Below are 14708 nucleotides of genomic sequence, written 5' to 3'. Positions count from 1 at the left end.
CAGGATGAAGGAGAAAGGCGATGGCCTGGATCGGACGGAGGTTCCTCGCGGCGATCGGCCTTGCCGGTGCGCTGGCCTTGGGCGGCTGTGCTTATGACGATGGCTATTATGGCGGCGTGAGCGTGGGCAGCGGCTATTATGGCGGCGGCTATTATGACGATTATTGGGGTCCGGGCTATTATCGTCCCGGCTATATGGCGGCTGGTATGACGGCTACTACTATCCCGGCAGCGGCTATTATGTGTACAATCGCAGCGGCCATCGCCAACGTTGGAGCGAAGGCCAGCGCCGCTATTGGGAAGGACGCCGGGAGGCCCGCCGCGATGACGGGCGGCGCGGCAACTGGAACAATGGCGCACCGCGTCAGGGCTGGCGGGAGCGTTCCGGCGGCGACGGCAATCGGTGGAGCGGCAATTGGCGGAACGCCCGTCAGGGCAATCCCGCTGCGGGCGCGCAGGCGCCCCGGCCAGGAAGGGGACAAGGGGATATGACGACGCCACGGACGGAACGCAATTGGGGGACGCCGCGCACCCGATCCGACGGCGGCGCGCGTTCCGGCCGTGAGGGCTGGCGGGGTCGGCGCGACTGATGCGGCTTGGGTCCAGCGCGGTTCTCGCCCTGCTCCTGCTCGCGGCCTGCGACGGCCGGGAGGAGAGCGCGATCGACAATCTGGCCAATGGCGCCAATGCGGCGCAGGTCGAAAATAATTTCCGGGCGGAGGCGCAGGCGGTGCTGGAGCCGCTTAACCCGCCGGCGCCCGGCATGCCCGGCGGCCTGCCGGTCGACCCGCAGCCAGTGGTGGAGGAAGGCTCCATCGATCCCAAGGGCGCGCAGGGCGCAGCCCAGGTAGTGCAGGGCTATTACGGCCTGCTGGAGGAAAAGCGCTATAATGACGCGCAGGATCTGTGGAACGACAACAGCGCCATGGGGGCGGAAGACGATGCGCGCTTCGCCGCCCGTTTTCGCGGATTCAGCGAGATCCATGCCCAGTTGGGCGCGCCCGGCGCGATCGAGGGGGCCGCGGGATCGCTGTTCGTGACGGTGCCGGTGCAGGTCTATGGTCGCCTGGCCGCGAACGGCAAGCCCTGGTATCGGCTGCGGCAGGTGACGTTGCGCCGGGCCAACGATGTGCCCGGCTCCAGCGAGGCGGACCGCCGCTGGCATATAGAGAGCATCGGCCCCTATGCGCCGCCGACTGAGGAAGCGGCGGAGACGGGCAACGCCATCTCCGCCACGGATGGTCTTCTTAAGAAATAGTCGCCTTCACGATCTTGCCGGGGGTCTTGGGCGGCTCGCCCTTGGGCAGGGCGTCGACATGTTCCATGCCGGAGGTGACTTCGCCCCAGACAGTATATTGGCCATCCAGGAAGGTGGCGTCGTCGAAGCAGATGAAGAACTGGCTGTTGGCGCTGTTCGGATTCATGGCGCGGGCCATGGAACAGACGCCCCGGACATGCGGTTCGCGGCTGAATTCGGCCTTCAGGTCGGGCAGCTTCGACCCGCCCATGCCGGTGCCGGTGGGGTCGCCGCCCTGGGCCATGAAGCCGGGGATGACGCGGTGGAACACGACGCCGTCGTAGAAGCCGTCCTTGGCAAGCTGGATGATGCGCTCGACATGGCCGGGGGCCAGGTCGGGACGCAGCTTGATGACGACGTCGCCGCCGCTGTCGAGGGAAAGGGTCAGGGTGTCGTCGGCCATGAAAAATCCTCTCTTCGGGGAAAATTGGGGTGATGGACCATATAGAGCGTTGAGACGGGGATGGAAGCCATTGCAATTGTGACGGGCATGGGCAAAAGCAGCGAAATGCTACAGGAACCGGACAGTAGGGGACGCGATGAGCGAACGAGCCGATACGGCCGAACCCCGGCCGGACGAACTGGGCGATATCGCCGCTGAACAGGCGGAATCCCGCCATGACGAGGATGACCGGCTGAAGGGCGAATTCGTCTCCGCCGTGCTGGACGCGGTGGAGGCGGACGACCGCGACCGCGCGCGCGAACTGGTCTCGCCGCTGCACCCCGCCGACATCGCCGACCTTCTGGAACTCACCCCCTCCGAACGGCGCGGGCAGGTGGCGGCGGCGCTGGGCGACCTGGTCGGCGCGGAGGTTCTGTCCGAACTCAACGATTATGTCCGCGACGACCTGCTCGATGCGCTGCTGCCCGAACAGGTGGCGGAGTTCGCCGCCGAACTGGACACCGACGACGCCGTCGCCATCATCGAGGATATGGAGGAGGCCGACCAGCAGGCCGTCCTCGACGCGATGGAGCCGGAGGACCGCGCCGCCATCGAAAGCGCGCTCTCCTATCCGGAGGAATCCGCCGGGCGCCTGATGCAGCGCGACCTGGTCGCGGTGCCGGAACATATGACGGTCGGGCAGGTGATCGACTATCTGCGCGACAATCGCGACCTGACCAGCGATTTCTGGGAAATCTTCGTCGTCGACGAGGCGCACAAGCCGATCGGCACCTGCCAGTTGAGCTGGGTGCTGACCTGCCCGCGCAGCGTCGCCATGGCGGACCTGATGAAGCGCGAACAGACGCTGATCCCGGTCGACATGGACCAGGAAGAAGTGGCGCTGCGCTTCCAGAAATATGCGCTGATCTCCGCCGCCGTGGTGGACGGCAGCGGGCGGCTGGTCGGCATGATCACCGTCGACGACATCGTCCACATCATCTCCGAGGAAGCGGGCGAGGATATCCTCCGCCTGTCCGGCGCGGGCGAGGGCGACATCAACCAGCCGATCCTGGAAACGGTGCGCACCCGCCTCCAATGGCTGGTGGTCAACCTCGGCACCGCGATCCTGGCGGCGTCGGTGGTCGGGCTGTTCCAGTCGACCATCTCCCAATATGTCGTGCTGGCGGTGCTGATGCCCATCGTGTCGGGCATGGGCGGCAATGCGGGGACGCAGACCATGGCGGTCGCCGTGCGCGCCCTCGCCACCAACCAGCTCACCAGTTCCAACACCATCCGCCAGATCGCGCGCGAATTCCGCATCGCCAGCGCCAACGGCACGGCGCTCGGCATATTGATCGGCGTCGCGGTGGGGCTGATTTACGGCAATCACGACCTTGGGATCGTCATCGCGCTCGCCATGCTGATCAACAATCTGGTGGCCGGGCTGGCGGGCATATTGGTGCCGGTGACGCTCGACCGGATGAATATCGACCCGGCCGTATCCTCGGCTGTGTTCGTGACGGCGATGACGGACGTGATGGGCTTCTTCTCCTTCCTCGGCCTTGCCACGGTCTGGGGTTTGTAATCGGCCAGCCAGCGCCCATCTTCCTGCCATGCCGCTGCACCTCACCAAGATCGCCTTTCGGAGCGAAAGTCCCGCGACGCTCCGCGCCTGGCTGGAAAGCCATGCGGAGGAGGCGCGGCTGACCACGCGCTACCTGCCCAAGCGGGTCGAGGAACTGGCGGGCGGTTCGCTGTTCTGGATTCACGGGCACCAGCTTGTCGGGCGCAGTCCATTGCTGGGCTTTCAGGAAACCGGGCAGGGCCGTTACTGGATCAGGCTGGAACCCCGGCTGATCCCGGTGCGCACATTGCCCAAGCGGGCGCATCAGGGCTGGCGCTATCTGGAGGACAAGGACGCGCCGCCTGATCTGGGGTCGGGCGAAGCGAACGATCTGGACGCCATGCCGACGCGGTTGCTGGGGGAATTGTCGAAGCTGGGGTTATTGTAGGATCCCTCGGTGACTTTCAGGCGAGCACCTTCACCTGCTCTCCAATCTCCCGCAGTTCCGCGACGAAGCGCTTTCTCTCCTCCATCTTGCGAGCCTCATCCGGCACCCTCAGCAAATAGCTGGGATGCACCGTGATCCAGCCCTGCGCGCCGCTCTCCAGGGCGATGGGCGCGCCGCGGACGCGGCTGATCGTCACCGCCTTCCCCAGCAGCGCCCGCCCCGCCGTGGCGCCGAGCGCGACGATAATCCGGGGCCGGACCAGCTCCAGCTCCTGCGTCAGCCACCAGCGGCATGCCTGGATTTCCGGCGTTTCGGGCGTCTGGTGGATGCGCCTCTTGCCGCGCCGCTCATGCTTGAAATGCTTGACGGCGTTGGTGATGTAGGCGCGCCTGCGGTCGATCCCCGCCTCCTCCAGCGCATAGTCGAACAATTGCCCGGCCGGCCCGACAAAGGGGCGCCCGGCCAGATCCTCCTGATCGCCGGGCTGTTCCCCGATGAACATAAGCGGGGCGTCGACCGGCCCTTCTCCGAACACCGTCTGGGTCGTGTCGCGGTAGAGCGGGCAGCGGGTGCAACCCATCGCCTCCTCCCGCAGCGCGCTCCAGGCCGCCGCGGCGTTCCCCTGCCGGGCGGAAGGCTTGGGCGGCGTCGCGATCATGGCCGCCTCCCGTGACTGGGCGCCTGCCACAAGCTCCGGGATGAGCGCGGCTTCGGGCAGGTTGCGCCAATATTTCCGGGGCATTTCGGACAGCATCGCGCCGACCTTGAGCCGCGCCGGATTGAAGATCGCCGCATAATAGCCCTTCCAGATGTCCTCGACCGGGTCTTGCGCGGGCGCATCCCGGCGGGTGGCGCCCGGTCCTTCGGTCAACGCATCGCCGTCCCAATGGATGCTGAGTTCCGGCGTCAGGATCGACCAGCGCATCGAGGCGAAACGGCGCGCGAAGAATCCGGCATTGGCGCGGACGATATGATGGTCCGGCTCGAACCAGGCGACGAAGCGAGGCCCCTCCGCATCGGCCAGTTCGCGGAAGCGGACGAAGGCGCGCATCTTGTGCATGTCGCGCCGCACCGCCTTGGCCAAGGCCTCCACCCGGCGGACCAGCGGGTCGGCACGATCCTCCAGGCTGGCGGGGCGGTCGCGCAATTGGACGAGCAGGGCGTAGAGCAGGGCGAAACGCTCCGCATCGCGGTGCAGGATTGCCCTTTCCGCCAGTTCGACAAAGGCGCGCGGAACGGAAAAGGCGACCTCGCCTACGGGCGGAGGCGCTTCGTCCGCCGCGAAGAGATCGCCTTCATCCCCTGTCTGCCAGAGGATGTCGGCTGGCTTCGTGCCGGCGAGGGCGAAGGCGCGCGCGGCCACGCGCCAACCGTCGAAATCATCCGGTCCGTTCAGCCGCGCGCGATGCATGGACCCTAATCATTCGCCTCGGCGCGCTGCAATTCGGCCGGTTTGCGCTGGGCGAACCGGGCGGCCAGCTTCTGCTCCTCCTCCGCGGTCAGTTCCTTCGCCGCGTCGGGGAACATCTCCTCCTCTTCCTCCTCGATATGGTGGAGGTAGCGCTTCTTCATCTGGGCGAAGACGCGGTTCCATTCATCGCCATTGAAGGGCAGGCCTTCCAGTTCCTCAAGATAATCGTCGATCTCCTTATGCTCCGACACGCTGTGCTGGGCGTCTTCGCGCAGGTCGGGCCGCGCCAGCATGGTGGCGTAGAGCGTTTCCTCCTCCGCCGCCGCATGGGCCGTCACCTCCACCCGGAACTGTTCGAACAGCTTTTCCAGCCGATCCGGCTCCGCCTGCGCATCGGCCATCTTGTCGAACAATTGCCGATGGGCGTCATGATCCTGCTTCAATCGGTCGAAAATGCTGGCGTCGGCCATGGGGCATGCTCCTTCTCTTGCGGAAGGAACAACGATGGACCGGGCCTTTGGGTTCAGCCGAACAGGGCGTGAAAAATGATCGCGACGGGAATCCAGAGCAGCCCGCCGCCAATGCTGGCGCCCCAGAGCTGCACCAGATCGCGGCGGAAGCGAAGGTCGAGGCTGTGCGCGGGCAGGCCGCTGCTGTCGAGCAACTCCCAGCGGCGCTCCAGCCCCCGCGCCGCGACGGCAAAGCCGCCGATCGCCACGATGATGCCCAGGTGCAGCAGCAGCGACCCGCCCATCTTGGCGACGATGAAGATCTGAAGCAGGCAGAAGACGACCAGGGCGACGGCCAGATGGGTGCTCATCCGCTGGGCATGGCCCGTGCGGCGGGTCGCGCCATCGTTCCACTTCGTCGCCAAAAATCCGGCCCTTTCCTTGCGTCGGACAAGGAAAACATGAACCGCCCGTCCGATCAACGGCAAAATGCGCGCGACTCATGGAAAAAGCTCATATTGCGAGGCGGGCGGGTGCGCGATGTGCAGGGTCAGCCGGTCGGCCAGATGCACCGGGCGCCAGTCGGCCGCGACCAGGAAGGGGCGCAGCTTGGCGACGCTCCGCGTCAGCCGGGCGACATCGTCCAGCCGCAGCCGCCGGTGGCGGCGGCTGGCGACGATCCGGTCCACCGCCTTCACCCCCAGTCCCGGCACCCGCAGCAACGCCCCGCGCGGGGCGCGGTTGACGTCGACCGGAAAGCAATCCCGGTGCCGCAGCGCCCAGGCGAGCTTGGGATCGATGTCGAGCGGCAGGCAGCCGGTGGCGGGATCGGCGGCGCTTTCCAGTTCCTGCGCCGAATAGCCGTAGAAGCGCATCATCCAGTCGGACTGGTAGAGCCGATGTTCGCGCATCAGCGGCGGACGCTTCAAGGGCAGCACGCTGCTGGGCGAGGGGATGGGGGAGAAGGCGCTGTAATAGACCCGCCGCAGCCTGTGCCGGCTGTAGAGCGCACTGGCCCGCCGGATGATGGCGCGGTCGTCCGCCTGGTCCGCGCCGACGATCATCTGGGTGGACTGGCCGGCCGGGGCGAAGCGCGGCGCATGGGCGTAGCGGCGACTGGCGTCCGACCCATCCTCTATGGCGTCGCGCATGCCCGCCATGGCGCTTTCGATCCGCTGCCCGTCCTTTTCCGGCGCCAGCCTGCGCAGGCCCTGCTCGGTCGGCAGTTCGACGTTGATCGACAGCCGGTCGGCATAAAGGCCCGCCTGGCGCGCCAGTTCCGGATCGGCGTCGGGAATGGTCTTGAGGTGGATATAGCCGCGAAAATCATGCTCCTCGCGCAGGCTGCGGGCGACGGCCACCAACTGTTCCATCGTGTAGTCGGACGACCGGATGATGCCGGAGGAGAGGAACAGCCCCTCAATATAGTTGCGGCGATAGAAGCTGAGCGTCAGGTCGACCACTTCCCGCACGGTGAAGCGGGCGCGCCGCACATCGCTCGACCGGCGGTTGACGCAATAATGGCAGTCGAAGATGCAGCTGTTGGTCAGCAGGATCTTGAGCAGCGAAATGCAGCGGCCGTCGGGCGCGTAGGCATGGCATATGCCCATGCCCTCGGTCGAGCCGATGCCGCCCTTCCGGCCCGAGGCGCTGTCGCGCTTCGCCGTGCCCGACGAGGCGCAGGACGCGTCATATTTGGCGGCGTCGGCCAGGATTTCCAGCTTCTGTCGGGTGGTGAGGGCGGTCATGATTGTTCATCATATGTTCCTCATCCGCCCCTGTCCATAATCTCGATCAGTCAGGCTCGCCGGGATCGGCATCCAGGACCTGGCGCACCTTTGCCGCCAGTTGATCGAGCGTGAAGGGCTTGGCGAGGAAGGAGACGCCGGGGTCGAGCATGCCGTTATGGACGATGGCGTTGCGGGTATAGCCCGTGGTGTAGAGGATCTTGAGGCCCGGTCGGCTCGCCCGCGCCCGGTCGGCCAGGTCGCGCCCGTTGATGCCGGGCATGACCACGTCGGTGAACAGCATGTCGATGCGCGGCTGGATCGTCAGCATTTCCAGCGCCTGTTCGCCGTCGGATGCCTGGACGATGGTGTAGCCCAGCTCCCGCAGCGAATCGACCGACATGTGCCGGACGCGCTCCTCGTCCTCCACCACCAGGATGATCTCTTCCCCCTTGGCGCGGGGCAGTTCGGCGGGCGCCGCCTGGACGGCGCCGGCGACCGGCTCCGGCCCGTAATGGCGCGGCAGGTAGATCTTGATGATCGTGCCCTCGCCGGGTTCGGAATAGATTTTCACATGACCGCGCGACTGCTTGATGAACCCGAACACCTGGCTGAGGCCGAGGCCGGTGCCCTTGCCCACGCCCTTGGTGGTGAAGAAGGGGTCGAAGGCGCGCTCCACCACCTCGGGCGGCATGCCGGTGCCGCTGTCGGTGACCGACACCATCACATATTGCCCGGCCAAGACGTCGTTGTGGGCGGCGGCATAGGCATCGTCGAGATGGGCGTTGGCCGTCTCGATCGTCAGCTTGCCGCCCATGGGCATCGCATCGCGCGAATTGACGCAGAGGTTGATGATGGCCGATTCGAGCTGGCTGGGGTCGATGCTCGCCCGCCACAGCCCGCCCGCCAGCACGGCCTCCACCCGGATGCTCTCGCCGATCGTGCGGCGCAGCAGTTCAGACATCCCGCCGACCAGCTTGTTGACGTCGGTCGGCTGCGGGTCCAGCGGCTGCTGGCGGGAAAAGGCGAGCAGCCGGGCGGTGAGCTGGGCCGCGCGTTGCGCCCCTTCGGTCGCGTTGTCGACGCCCCTGACGATCCGGACGTCGGTGCCCGGCGCCAGCCGCCGCCGGACAATGTCGAGCGAGCCGATGACGATGGCGAGCATATTGTTGAAGTCATGGGCGATGCCGCCGGTCAGTTGGCCGATCGATTCCATCTTCTGCATCTGGCGCAATTGCCCCTCGGCGGCTTCGCGCTCCCGCGCCTCGCTCATCAGGCGGCGGTTGATGTCGGCCAGCGCCTGCTGGCTTTCCGTCGCCTCGGCCACGCGGCGATAGGCGGTGCGCAGCGCCACCGCGCCCAACAGGGTGATCAGCACGGCGGACACGGCAAGTCCGATCGAAACCATGGTGCTGAGGCGATTGTCATTGGCCGTCCGGCCCTTCAGCAACTGCGCCTCGCGCGCCCGCATCGCCGCCACCAGGGCGCGGATGCGGGCCATCGTGACCATGCCCGCATCGAAATCGCCCGCCGGGATGATCTCCCCCCGCCGCCGCCGCTCTATGCCCGTGCGCATCAGGAACAGCCGGTCGTCCAGCAGTTCCTCCAGTTCCTCCACCGATCGGGCCTGCGGGGGATTATCGCGCACCTCCACGCGCAGCGCGGCGAGTTCCTGCCGCCATCGGCCGCGAAATGCCTCATAGGGACCAAGGAAGGAGTCCTTGCGCGTCAGCATGAACCCGCGCTGGGCGCTTTCCGCCTCCTGCACATGCAGCAGCAGCGTCGAAAGCTGGTTCTCGACGCGCAGGGTGTGCTGGACCCAGATGTTGACCCGCTGCTGCACCGCGTAGAGCCAATAGGTGCTGCCCACAGCCAGCCCGACGATCAGCAAGGCCAGAAGCAGCAGGAAGATCGACCGTTCGGGGCGGATGGCGGGCATGGCGCGGAAGATGCGGAAATATGGTGCGGGTAGCAAGCGGGGACAGGCGGTTGCAATCGGATGAGGCCTGACGGGCGCGTCGGGCATTGGCTGCCGTAGAGCGCGATGTGGGGGCGGGGGAGTTGGAACGCCCGCCCTCATTCCCCCGGCCTAATCCCGCCAGCGTGGATCGATCCGGTCGATCTTCCGCACCAGCGCCTCGAAATCCGGCACGCCGGGGCCGGTCGGCAATTGCACGCCGCTCAGGTCGCGCTGGTGCACGGCGATGACCTCCGGCGGGATGTCCACCGGCGTCCCGGCCGCGCCGGTCGCGACCTGTATCTCGCAGGCGCGCTGGAGCAGCCATTGGGTCAGGAAGGCTTGGGGCAGGGACTTCGCCATGACCAGCGTGCCATGGTTGCGCAGCATCATGATGCGCCGGTCGCCCAGATTGGCGACCAGTCGTTCTCCCTCCTCCGGCCGGATCGTGACGCCTTCGAAATCATGATAGGCGATTCGGCCGATGAAGGCGGCGGCGTAGAAATTGGTGGGCGTCAGCCCCTCCCGCGTGGCGCTGACGGCCATGCCGGCGGTGGTGTGCGTGTGGATGATGCAGTGCGCGTCGGGCAGGTGGCGGTGGAAAACGCTGTGCTGGGTGAAACCGGCGCGGTTGACCGGATAGGGGCTGCCGTCCAGCACATGGCCGTCAATGTCGATCTTGACCAGGTTCGACGCGGTCACTTCGCCGTAGAGCAGGCCGAAGGGATTGATCAGGAAGGCGTTTTCCTCGTCCGGCACGCGCAGGGTGATGTGATTGTAGATCAGTTCCGACCAGCCCAGATGGTCGAAAATGCGGTAACAGGCGGCAAGTTGCTGGCGCGCGGCCCATTCCGCGGGCGACATGTCGGGGCGCTTGCCCTTGGTTCTGGCGGCTGTTGCCATGGCGATCCTCCTTATCGTTGATGGGGCGACTATCTGCCTGTCCCGCGCCTCTGTCGAGAAAAACGGCTTTTGGGTTGAATTTGCGCGACTCTGCTGGTAGGGCGCGCCCCACACGGCGCAGGGTGACCTGCGGCGACTCACCGCTATTTCATTCGGGCGGCCCGTCGGGAAGGGTTGAATTTCCTGGCGATCCGTCCGTTTTCGACTGGAGTTTGACTGGCTTATGCAAATCATCGTTCGCGACAACAATGTCGACCAGGCCCTGCGCGCGCTCAAGAAGAAGCTGCAGCGCGAGGGCGTGTATCGCGAGATGAAGCTGCGCCGTCACTATGAGAAGCCCTCGGAAAAGCGCGCCCGCGAAAAGGCCGCCGCCGTTCGCCGCGCCCGCAAGCTGGAGCGCAAGCGCGCCGAGCGCGACGGCGTCCGTTAAGGACCGCCGTTTCGGGGCGGCCGCCCGGCCGTCCCTCCTTCCGCTGAAAACACCACCCGCACCAATTTGCGAGGCTTAAGCCATGTCGACCACGGCCGTTCCCCTTCATCCTATCGCCAAGGGGTCTTTGACGCGCCTCTGGGTGGGTGTCGCCGCGGTGGCGCTGGCGGCCGGCGGCCTGGCCTGGGCCGGGCAGCGGGGCGTGGAGCCTTCGCCCGCCAGCTTCCTGGTGCATAATGGCGGCGAAGAGGGCGTGGTGACGACCGAATCGGGTCTCCAGTTCAAGGTGCTGGAGGAAGGCGCCGGTCCCAGCCCGACGGCCGCCGACGTGGCGCTGGTGGGCTATAAGGGCGCGTTGCTCGACGGCACCGTGTTCGACGAGAATCCGCAGACCGCCATGCCGGTGGACGGCGTGGTTCCGGGCTTTTCCGAAGGTTTGCAGAAGATGAAGAAGGGCGGCAAGTACCGCCTGTGGATTCCGCCGCAGCTTGGCTATGGCGAGCAGGCGGCGGGTCCGATCCCGGCCAATTCGGTGCTGGTGTTCGATGTCCAGTTGCACGACTTCAAGTCCAAGGCGGACATCATGCGCATGCAGCAGATGATGCAGCAGGGCGGAATGCCGCAGGGCGCGCCGGGGCGCTGAGTCCGGACATGGCGGAAAAGCAATTAGGGCCGGGATTTCCCGGCCCTTTTTGTTGAGCCAACGCTCCCTCCGGCGCAACCTGCTCCTGCGAAGGCAGGAGTCCAGTTCAGGCGGTGCCATGGTCCACTAGGGTGTGTGGGGATTCAGCCCATGGCGGGCTGCAAATAGCGGCTTTCTGCGCTTCCGGTGCTCACGTACTGAAGTACGCTGCGCGCCGGTTCTCGAAATCCACTATTTTCGCCTCGCCCTGAACTGAATCCCCACACACCCTAGGGCAGGACTAGGCTCCTGCCTGCGCAGGAGCAGGTTGCATACACTACCCGGCCACCGGAACCGCCGCGCTCCTGCCGTTTTCCGCCTCCAGCGCCTTCGACCGCTCCTCCAGATAGACCTTGATCATCGCGACGATGGGATCGGCCAGGAACAGCCCCATGATCCCGAACAGCGCGCCGAAGAGGATCTGCGCGGCCAGCACCAGCGCGGGCGCCAGGTCGGTCGCCCGCTTGGCCACCATCGGCACGATCAGATAGCCGTCGACGATCTGCACCGCCAGATAGACCCCGAAAGCGTAAAGCCCCGCATCCACCCCGGCGGAAAAGCCCACGAGCACGATCAGCACGCCCGAAATGATCGATCCGATATTCGGCAGGAAGGCGAACAGCCCGGTCAATATGCCCAGCAGCCCCGCCATCGGCACGCCGCCCGCCCACAGCAGCAGCCAGGTGCCGACCCCCTCCACCGCCATGCCGATCAGCCGCCCGAACATCAGCCGCCGCAGCGTCCAGCCCATCCTGTCGGCAATGGCGTAGAAGCGGTCGCGCCTGTCCATCGGCAGCATCCAGGCGACGCCTCGCTCATAGATTTTGGGTTCTATCGCGATGAATATGGCCAGCACCAGCATCATCACCCCGCTGGTGACCGCGCCGACCATGGTCCCGACCGCCGCCGTCACCCGGCCGAGCGAGCTCATCGCCTGTTGCGCCAGGCTCTTGAAATCCTCCGGCCCTAAATCCCCCGGCATGGTGGTGACGCCCAGTTGCTGCAACCACTGGCCGATGCGGTTGACCTGCGTCTCGACGATCACCCGCATCGCCTGCGCCTGCGCGGCCAGGCTCGATCCAGTAAGGTAGAAGGTATAGACCAGGAAGGTCAGCGCGGCGACCAATATGATGGCCAGCCGCCAGCCCCGCCCGATGGGCATCAGCCTGCCCAACAGCCGCGTGCCGCCGTCCATCATCGTCGCCAGCACCAGCGCGCCCATGATCAGCATGATCGGCTGGGCCAGCAGCACCAGCAGCGCGATGGCGATGCCCATGGCGAACCACACGCCCGCCCGCTTGACCTCATGCTGGACCAGCGGGCTGCGCAATTCGCTGGGACCGGGTTCCTCTCTGTGGATTTTCGTCCCGCTCAACCCAAAGCCCCTATCCGAAACGCTTATTTCGGCGGGGTAACGCTCGCCGGGCGCAGGCTGTTCCCCGCGCGGCCAGCGCGGAAGGCATGGAGCCAGCTTAGCGGGTTCCAGGACGAATCGCCGTCCAGCGAGAAGGTGATGAACTCAGCCCGGCCGCCGATCGCTTCCCACGGCACCGGCCCGCCCAACCCGTTTTCCTCCAGCGGCGCGCGGCTGTCCGCGCTGTTGTCCCGATTGTCGCCCATCAGGAAGACATGGTCCGCCGGAACCCGCACCGGCCCGTACCAGTCCAGCGTGCTCGGCCCCATGTCGATGGTGACATAGCTTTTGCCGTTGGGCAGCACCTCCTGCCGCACCGGCAGTTCGCACCAGCTTCTGCCGCTCGCGTCCGTCACCAGCGCGCCGGGGAACTGCATGGGTGGGCAGGGGGCGTTGCCGTCGACGGGGATGCGGATGGGCTTCAGCACCCTTTGCCGCACCGGCACGCCGTTCAGCACGACCTGGCCGCCGCGCACCTCCACTATGTCGCCGGGCAGGCCGATGACCCGCTTGATATAATCCTCCCGCTTGTTCTGGGGCGAGACGATGACGATGTCGCCGCGTTCCGGCAGGCGCCCGAAAATCCGCCCTTTCAGAAAGGGCAGCGGATGGAAGCTGGGGGACACGTAGGACCAGCCATAGGGATATTTGCTCACCACCAGCCGGTCGCCCTTCAGCAGCACCGGCATCATCGATTCGCTGGGGATGTAGAAGGGCTTGGCGACGAAGCTGTGGAAGGCCAGCACCGCCAGGATCAGCAGGGTGATGCTTTTAACCTCCTGCCACCAGTTCACCGGCGTCTTTTCCGGTTCGGAAGCCGGGCTGCCGGGCTGTTCGGATGAGGCGGAATCGTTTTCGGTCATGTCGGCTGCCGTCATGGGAGGATTTCCGGCTGGAGAGGTGCGACGCTTATAACGGCAGGGCTTCGATAATCACAAAGGCCTGCGCCCATGGATGATCGTCGGTGAGCGTCAAGTGAACGACCGGCCGGTGCCCCGCGGGAACCAGCGATTCCAGCCGGGCCAGCGCTCCGCCCGTCAAATGCAGCGTCGGCGCGCCGCTGGGGCCATTGACGACGCCGATGTCCTTCATGAACACGCCCTGCTTGAACCCGGTGCCGACGGCCTTCGAAAACGCCTCCTTGGCGGCGAAGCGCTTGGCAAGCGTGCCCGCCTTGGTGAAGGGACGGCGGTTGGCCTTGGCCCGTTCCACATCGGTGAACACGCGATTCTCGAACCGCTCGCCGAAACGGTCGAGCGAATTCTCGATTCGCTCGATATTGCAGAGGTCGGAACCCAGGCCGACGATCAACGCGCCAGGTCCATCTGGCGGCGCATTTCGCGGATGCTGCTCTCCAGCCCGCCGAAGATCGCCTCCCCGATCAGGAAATGCCCGATATTGAGTTCGGCGATCTGCGGGATCGCCGCGACCGGCCCGACATTGTCGAAGGTCAGGCCATGGCCGGCATGGGGTTCGATGCCGTTCTTCGCCGCCAGCGCGGCGGCGTCGGCCAGCCGCCGCAATTCCTCCGCCCGTTCGGACCCTTCCAGATGCGCGTAGCGGCCGGTGTGCAGTTCTACCACCGGCGCGCCCAGGCGCATGGCCGCCTCGATCTGCGCGGCGTCGGGCTCGATGAACAGGCTGACGCGCACGCCCGCCTTGCCCAGCGCGTCGACGATCGGGTGGAGAGCGTCGATCTGCCCGGCGGCGTCCAGCCCGCCTTCGGTGGTCCGCTCCTCCCGCTTTTCCGGCACGATGCAGGCGGCATGCGGCCGATGCCGCAGCGCGATGCCCAGCATTTCCTGCGTCGCCGCCATCTCCAGGTTCAGCGGCACCGTCAGCGCCGCCATCAGCGTGGCGATGTCCTCGTCCCGGATATGCCGCCGGTCCTCGCGCAGATGGGCGGTGATGCCGTCGGCGCCCGCCTTGGCCGCCAGCAGCGCGGCCTTGACCGGGTCGGGATGCGTTCCCCCGCGCGCGTTGCGGATGGTCGCCACATGATCGATGTTGACGCCCAGGCGCAGATGAGCGGGGGTTCGGGACAT

The 14708-nt window shown here is 66.4% G+C and carries 16 protein-coding genes and 1 pseudogene; 6 read left to right on the top strand and 11 right to left on the bottom strand.

Annotated elements, in window-relative coordinates:
- Positions 1–20: 20 nt before the first annotated feature.
- Together SIDU_RS10680 and SIDU_RS10675 are read left to right on the top strand one after the other, a co-directional pair.
- Positions 21–589: pseudogene (locus SIDU_RS10680) on the top strand (hypothetical protein).
- Positions 589–1257 carry a hypothetical protein gene (locus SIDU_RS10675; RefSeq protein ID WP_007686547.1) on the top strand — a complete coding sequence of 223 codons (669 nt, stop codon included), beginning with the start codon at positions 589–591 and terminating at the stop codon, positions 1255–1257. The pseudogene SIDU_RS10680 and the gene SIDU_RS10675 overlap by 1 nt, the downstream one beginning before the upstream one ends.
- Here SIDU_RS10675 and SIDU_RS10670 read toward each other — a convergent pair.
- Positions 1247–1699: a peptidylprolyl isomerase gene (locus SIDU_RS10670; protein ID WP_007686545.1), complete on the bottom strand. Its 453-nt coding sequence runs from the start codon at positions 1697–1699 to the stop codon at positions 1247–1249. The genes SIDU_RS10675 and SIDU_RS10670 overlap by 11 nt on opposite strands.
- Before the next feature lie 136 nt (positions 1700–1835).
- Between SIDU_RS10670 and mgtE the strand changes: the two genes are divergently transcribed.
- Positions 1836–3263, top strand: coding sequence for a magnesium transporter (mgtE, locus tag SIDU_RS10665; RefSeq protein ID WP_007686543.1), 1428 nt, complete (start codon positions 1836–1838; stop codon positions 3261–3263).
- 28 nt (positions 3264–3291) lie between these two features.
- Positions 3292–3690 carry a DUF1489 family protein gene (locus SIDU_RS10660; protein ID WP_007686541.1) on the top strand — a complete coding sequence of 133 codons (399 nt, stop codon included), beginning with the start codon at positions 3292–3294 and terminating at the stop codon, positions 3688–3690.
- A gap of 16 nt (positions 3691–3706) precedes the next feature.
- On the opposite strand, the gene SIDU_RS10655 is transcribed toward SIDU_RS10660, so the two are convergent.
- The 6 genes from SIDU_RS10655 to SIDU_RS10630 all read right to left on the bottom strand — a co-directional run bounded on the left by SIDU_RS10655 (position 3707) and on the right by SIDU_RS10630 (position 10137).
- Complete coding sequence (locus SIDU_RS10655) at positions 3707–5101, bottom strand: UdgX family uracil-DNA binding protein (protein ID WP_007686539.1); 1395 nt, start codon at positions 5099–5101, stop codon at positions 3707–3709.
- A 5-nt stretch (positions 5102–5106) separates the two neighbouring features.
- Positions 5107–5571 (bottom strand): hemerythrin domain-containing protein, encoded by a 465-nt coding sequence (locus SIDU_RS10650; protein WP_007686537.1) that lies wholly within the window; start codon positions 5569–5571, stop codon positions 5107–5109.
- 53 nt (positions 5572–5624) lie between these two features.
- Positions 5625–5975, bottom strand: a complete 351-nt coding sequence (locus tag SIDU_RS10645) for a hypothetical protein (RefSeq protein ID WP_007686535.1) — start codon at positions 5973–5975, stop codon at positions 5625–5627.
- 75 nt (positions 5976–6050) lie between these two features.
- Positions 6051–7298, bottom strand: coding sequence for a putative DNA modification/repair radical SAM protein (locus SIDU_RS10640; protein WP_073507139.1), 1248 nt, complete (start codon positions 7296–7298; stop codon positions 6051–6053).
- A gap of 46 nt (positions 7299–7344) precedes the next feature.
- On the bottom strand, positions 7345–9216 hold the full coding sequence (locus tag SIDU_RS10635) for a CHASE3 domain-containing protein (protein WP_007686517.1): 1872 nt from the start codon (positions 9214–9216) through the stop codon (positions 7345–7347).
- A 150-nt stretch (positions 9217–9366) separates the two neighbouring features.
- Complete coding sequence (locus SIDU_RS10630; RefSeq protein ID WP_007686515.1) at positions 9367–10137, bottom strand: class II aldolase/adducin family protein; 771 nt, start codon at positions 10135–10137, stop codon at positions 9367–9369.
- A 223-nt stretch (positions 10138–10360) separates the two neighbouring features.
- Here SIDU_RS10630 and rpsU point away from each other — a divergent pair, with 223 nt between their 5' ends.
- The gene (gene rpsU / locus SIDU_RS10625) at positions 10361–10567 is read left to right on the top strand and encodes a 30S ribosomal protein S21 (RefSeq protein WP_004208618.1); all 207 of its coding nucleotides are present in this window, start codon (positions 10361–10363) and stop codon (positions 10565–10567) included.
- Between the two features lie 82 nt (positions 10568–10649).
- Positions 10650–11210, top strand: coding sequence for an FKBP-type peptidyl-prolyl cis-trans isomerase (locus SIDU_RS10620; RefSeq protein WP_007686512.1), 561 nt, complete (start codon positions 10650–10652; stop codon positions 11208–11210).
- 316 nt (positions 11211–11526) lie between these two features.
- Here SIDU_RS10620 and SIDU_RS10615 read toward each other — a convergent pair whose 3' ends face one another.
- Genes SIDU_RS10615 through SIDU_RS10600 form a run of 4 tightly spaced genes read right to left on the bottom strand, consistent with a single transcriptional unit; the run spans position 11527 to position 14708 of the window.
- Positions 11527–12624: an AI-2E family transporter gene (locus SIDU_RS10615; protein ID WP_174550394.1), complete on the bottom strand. Its 1098-nt coding sequence runs from the start codon at positions 12622–12624 to the stop codon at positions 11527–11529.
- Between the two features lie 23 nt (positions 12625–12647).
- A complete protein-coding gene (gene lepB / locus SIDU_RS10610) occupies positions 12648–13541 on the bottom strand; it encodes a signal peptidase I (protein WP_007686510.1) in 894 nt (297 codons plus the stop codon).
- 31 nt (positions 13542–13572) lie between these two features.
- Positions 13573–13974 (bottom strand): holo-ACP synthase, encoded by a 402-nt coding sequence (acpS, locus tag SIDU_RS10605; protein ID WP_007686508.1) that lies wholly within the window; start codon positions 13972–13974, stop codon positions 13573–13575.
- Positions 13971–14708: a pyridoxine 5'-phosphate synthase gene (locus SIDU_RS10600; protein ID WP_007686507.1), complete on the bottom strand. Its 738-nt coding sequence runs from the start codon at positions 14706–14708 to the stop codon at positions 13971–13973. The genes acpS and SIDU_RS10600 overlap by 4 nt, the downstream gene beginning before the upstream one ends.

This window comes from Sphingobium indicum B90A, from assembly GCF_000264945.2.
In the GTDB taxonomy this organism is placed as follows: domain Bacteria; phylum Pseudomonadota; class Alphaproteobacteria; order Sphingomonadales; family Sphingomonadaceae; genus Sphingobium; species Sphingobium indicum.
Note: the sequence above shows the minus strand (reverse complement) of the source record. Positions and strands in the feature narration are given on the sequence as shown.

Excerpts from the sequence above, each read along its gene's own strand:
- SIDU_RS10675 (WP_007686547.1), top strand. The coding sequence starts at position 589 with ATGCGGCTTGGGTCCAGCGCGGTTCTCGCCCTGCTCCTGCTCGCGGCC.
- SIDU_RS10670 (WP_007686545.1), bottom strand. The coding sequence starts at position 1,699 with ATGGCCGACGACACCCTGACCCTTTCCCTCGACAGCGGCGGCGACGTC.
- mgtE (WP_007686543.1), top strand. The coding sequence starts at position 1,836 with ATGAGCGAACGAGCCGATACGGCCGAACCCCGGCCGGACGAACTGGGC.
- SIDU_RS10660 (WP_007686541.1), top strand. The coding sequence starts at position 3,292 with ATGCCGCTGCACCTCACCAAGATCGCCTTTCGGAGCGAAAGTCCCGCG.
- SIDU_RS10655 (WP_007686539.1), bottom strand. The coding sequence starts at position 5,101 with ATGCATCGCGCGCGGCTGAACGGACCGGATGATTTCGACGGTTGGCGC.
- SIDU_RS10650 (WP_007686537.1), bottom strand. The coding sequence starts at position 5,571 with ATGGCCGACGCCAGCATTTTCGACCGATTGAAGCAGGATCATGACGCC.
- SIDU_RS10640 (WP_073507139.1), bottom strand. The coding sequence starts at position 7,298 with ATGACCGCCCTCACCACCCGACAGAAGCTGGAAATCCTGGCCGACGCC.
- SIDU_RS10635 (WP_007686517.1), bottom strand. The coding sequence starts at position 9,216 with ATGCCCGCCATCCGCCCCGAACGGTCGATCTTCCTGCTGCTTCTGGCC.
- SIDU_RS10630 (WP_007686515.1), bottom strand. The coding sequence starts at position 10,137 with ATGGCAACAGCCGCCAGAACCAAGGGCAAGCGCCCCGACATGTCGCCC.
- rpsU (WP_004208618.1), top strand. The coding sequence starts at position 10,361 with ATGCAAATCATCGTTCGCGACAACAATGTCGACCAGGCCCTGCGCGCG.
- SIDU_RS10620 (WP_007686512.1), top strand. The coding sequence starts at position 10,650 with ATGTCGACCACGGCCGTTCCCCTTCATCCTATCGCCAAGGGGTCTTTG.
- lepB (WP_007686510.1), bottom strand. The coding sequence starts at position 13,541 with ATGACGGCAGCCGACATGACCGAAAACGATTCCGCCTCATCCGAACAG.
- SIDU_RS10600 (WP_007686507.1), bottom strand. The coding sequence starts at position 14,708 with ATGTCCCGAACCCCCGCTCATCTGCGCCTGGGCGTCAACATCGATCAT.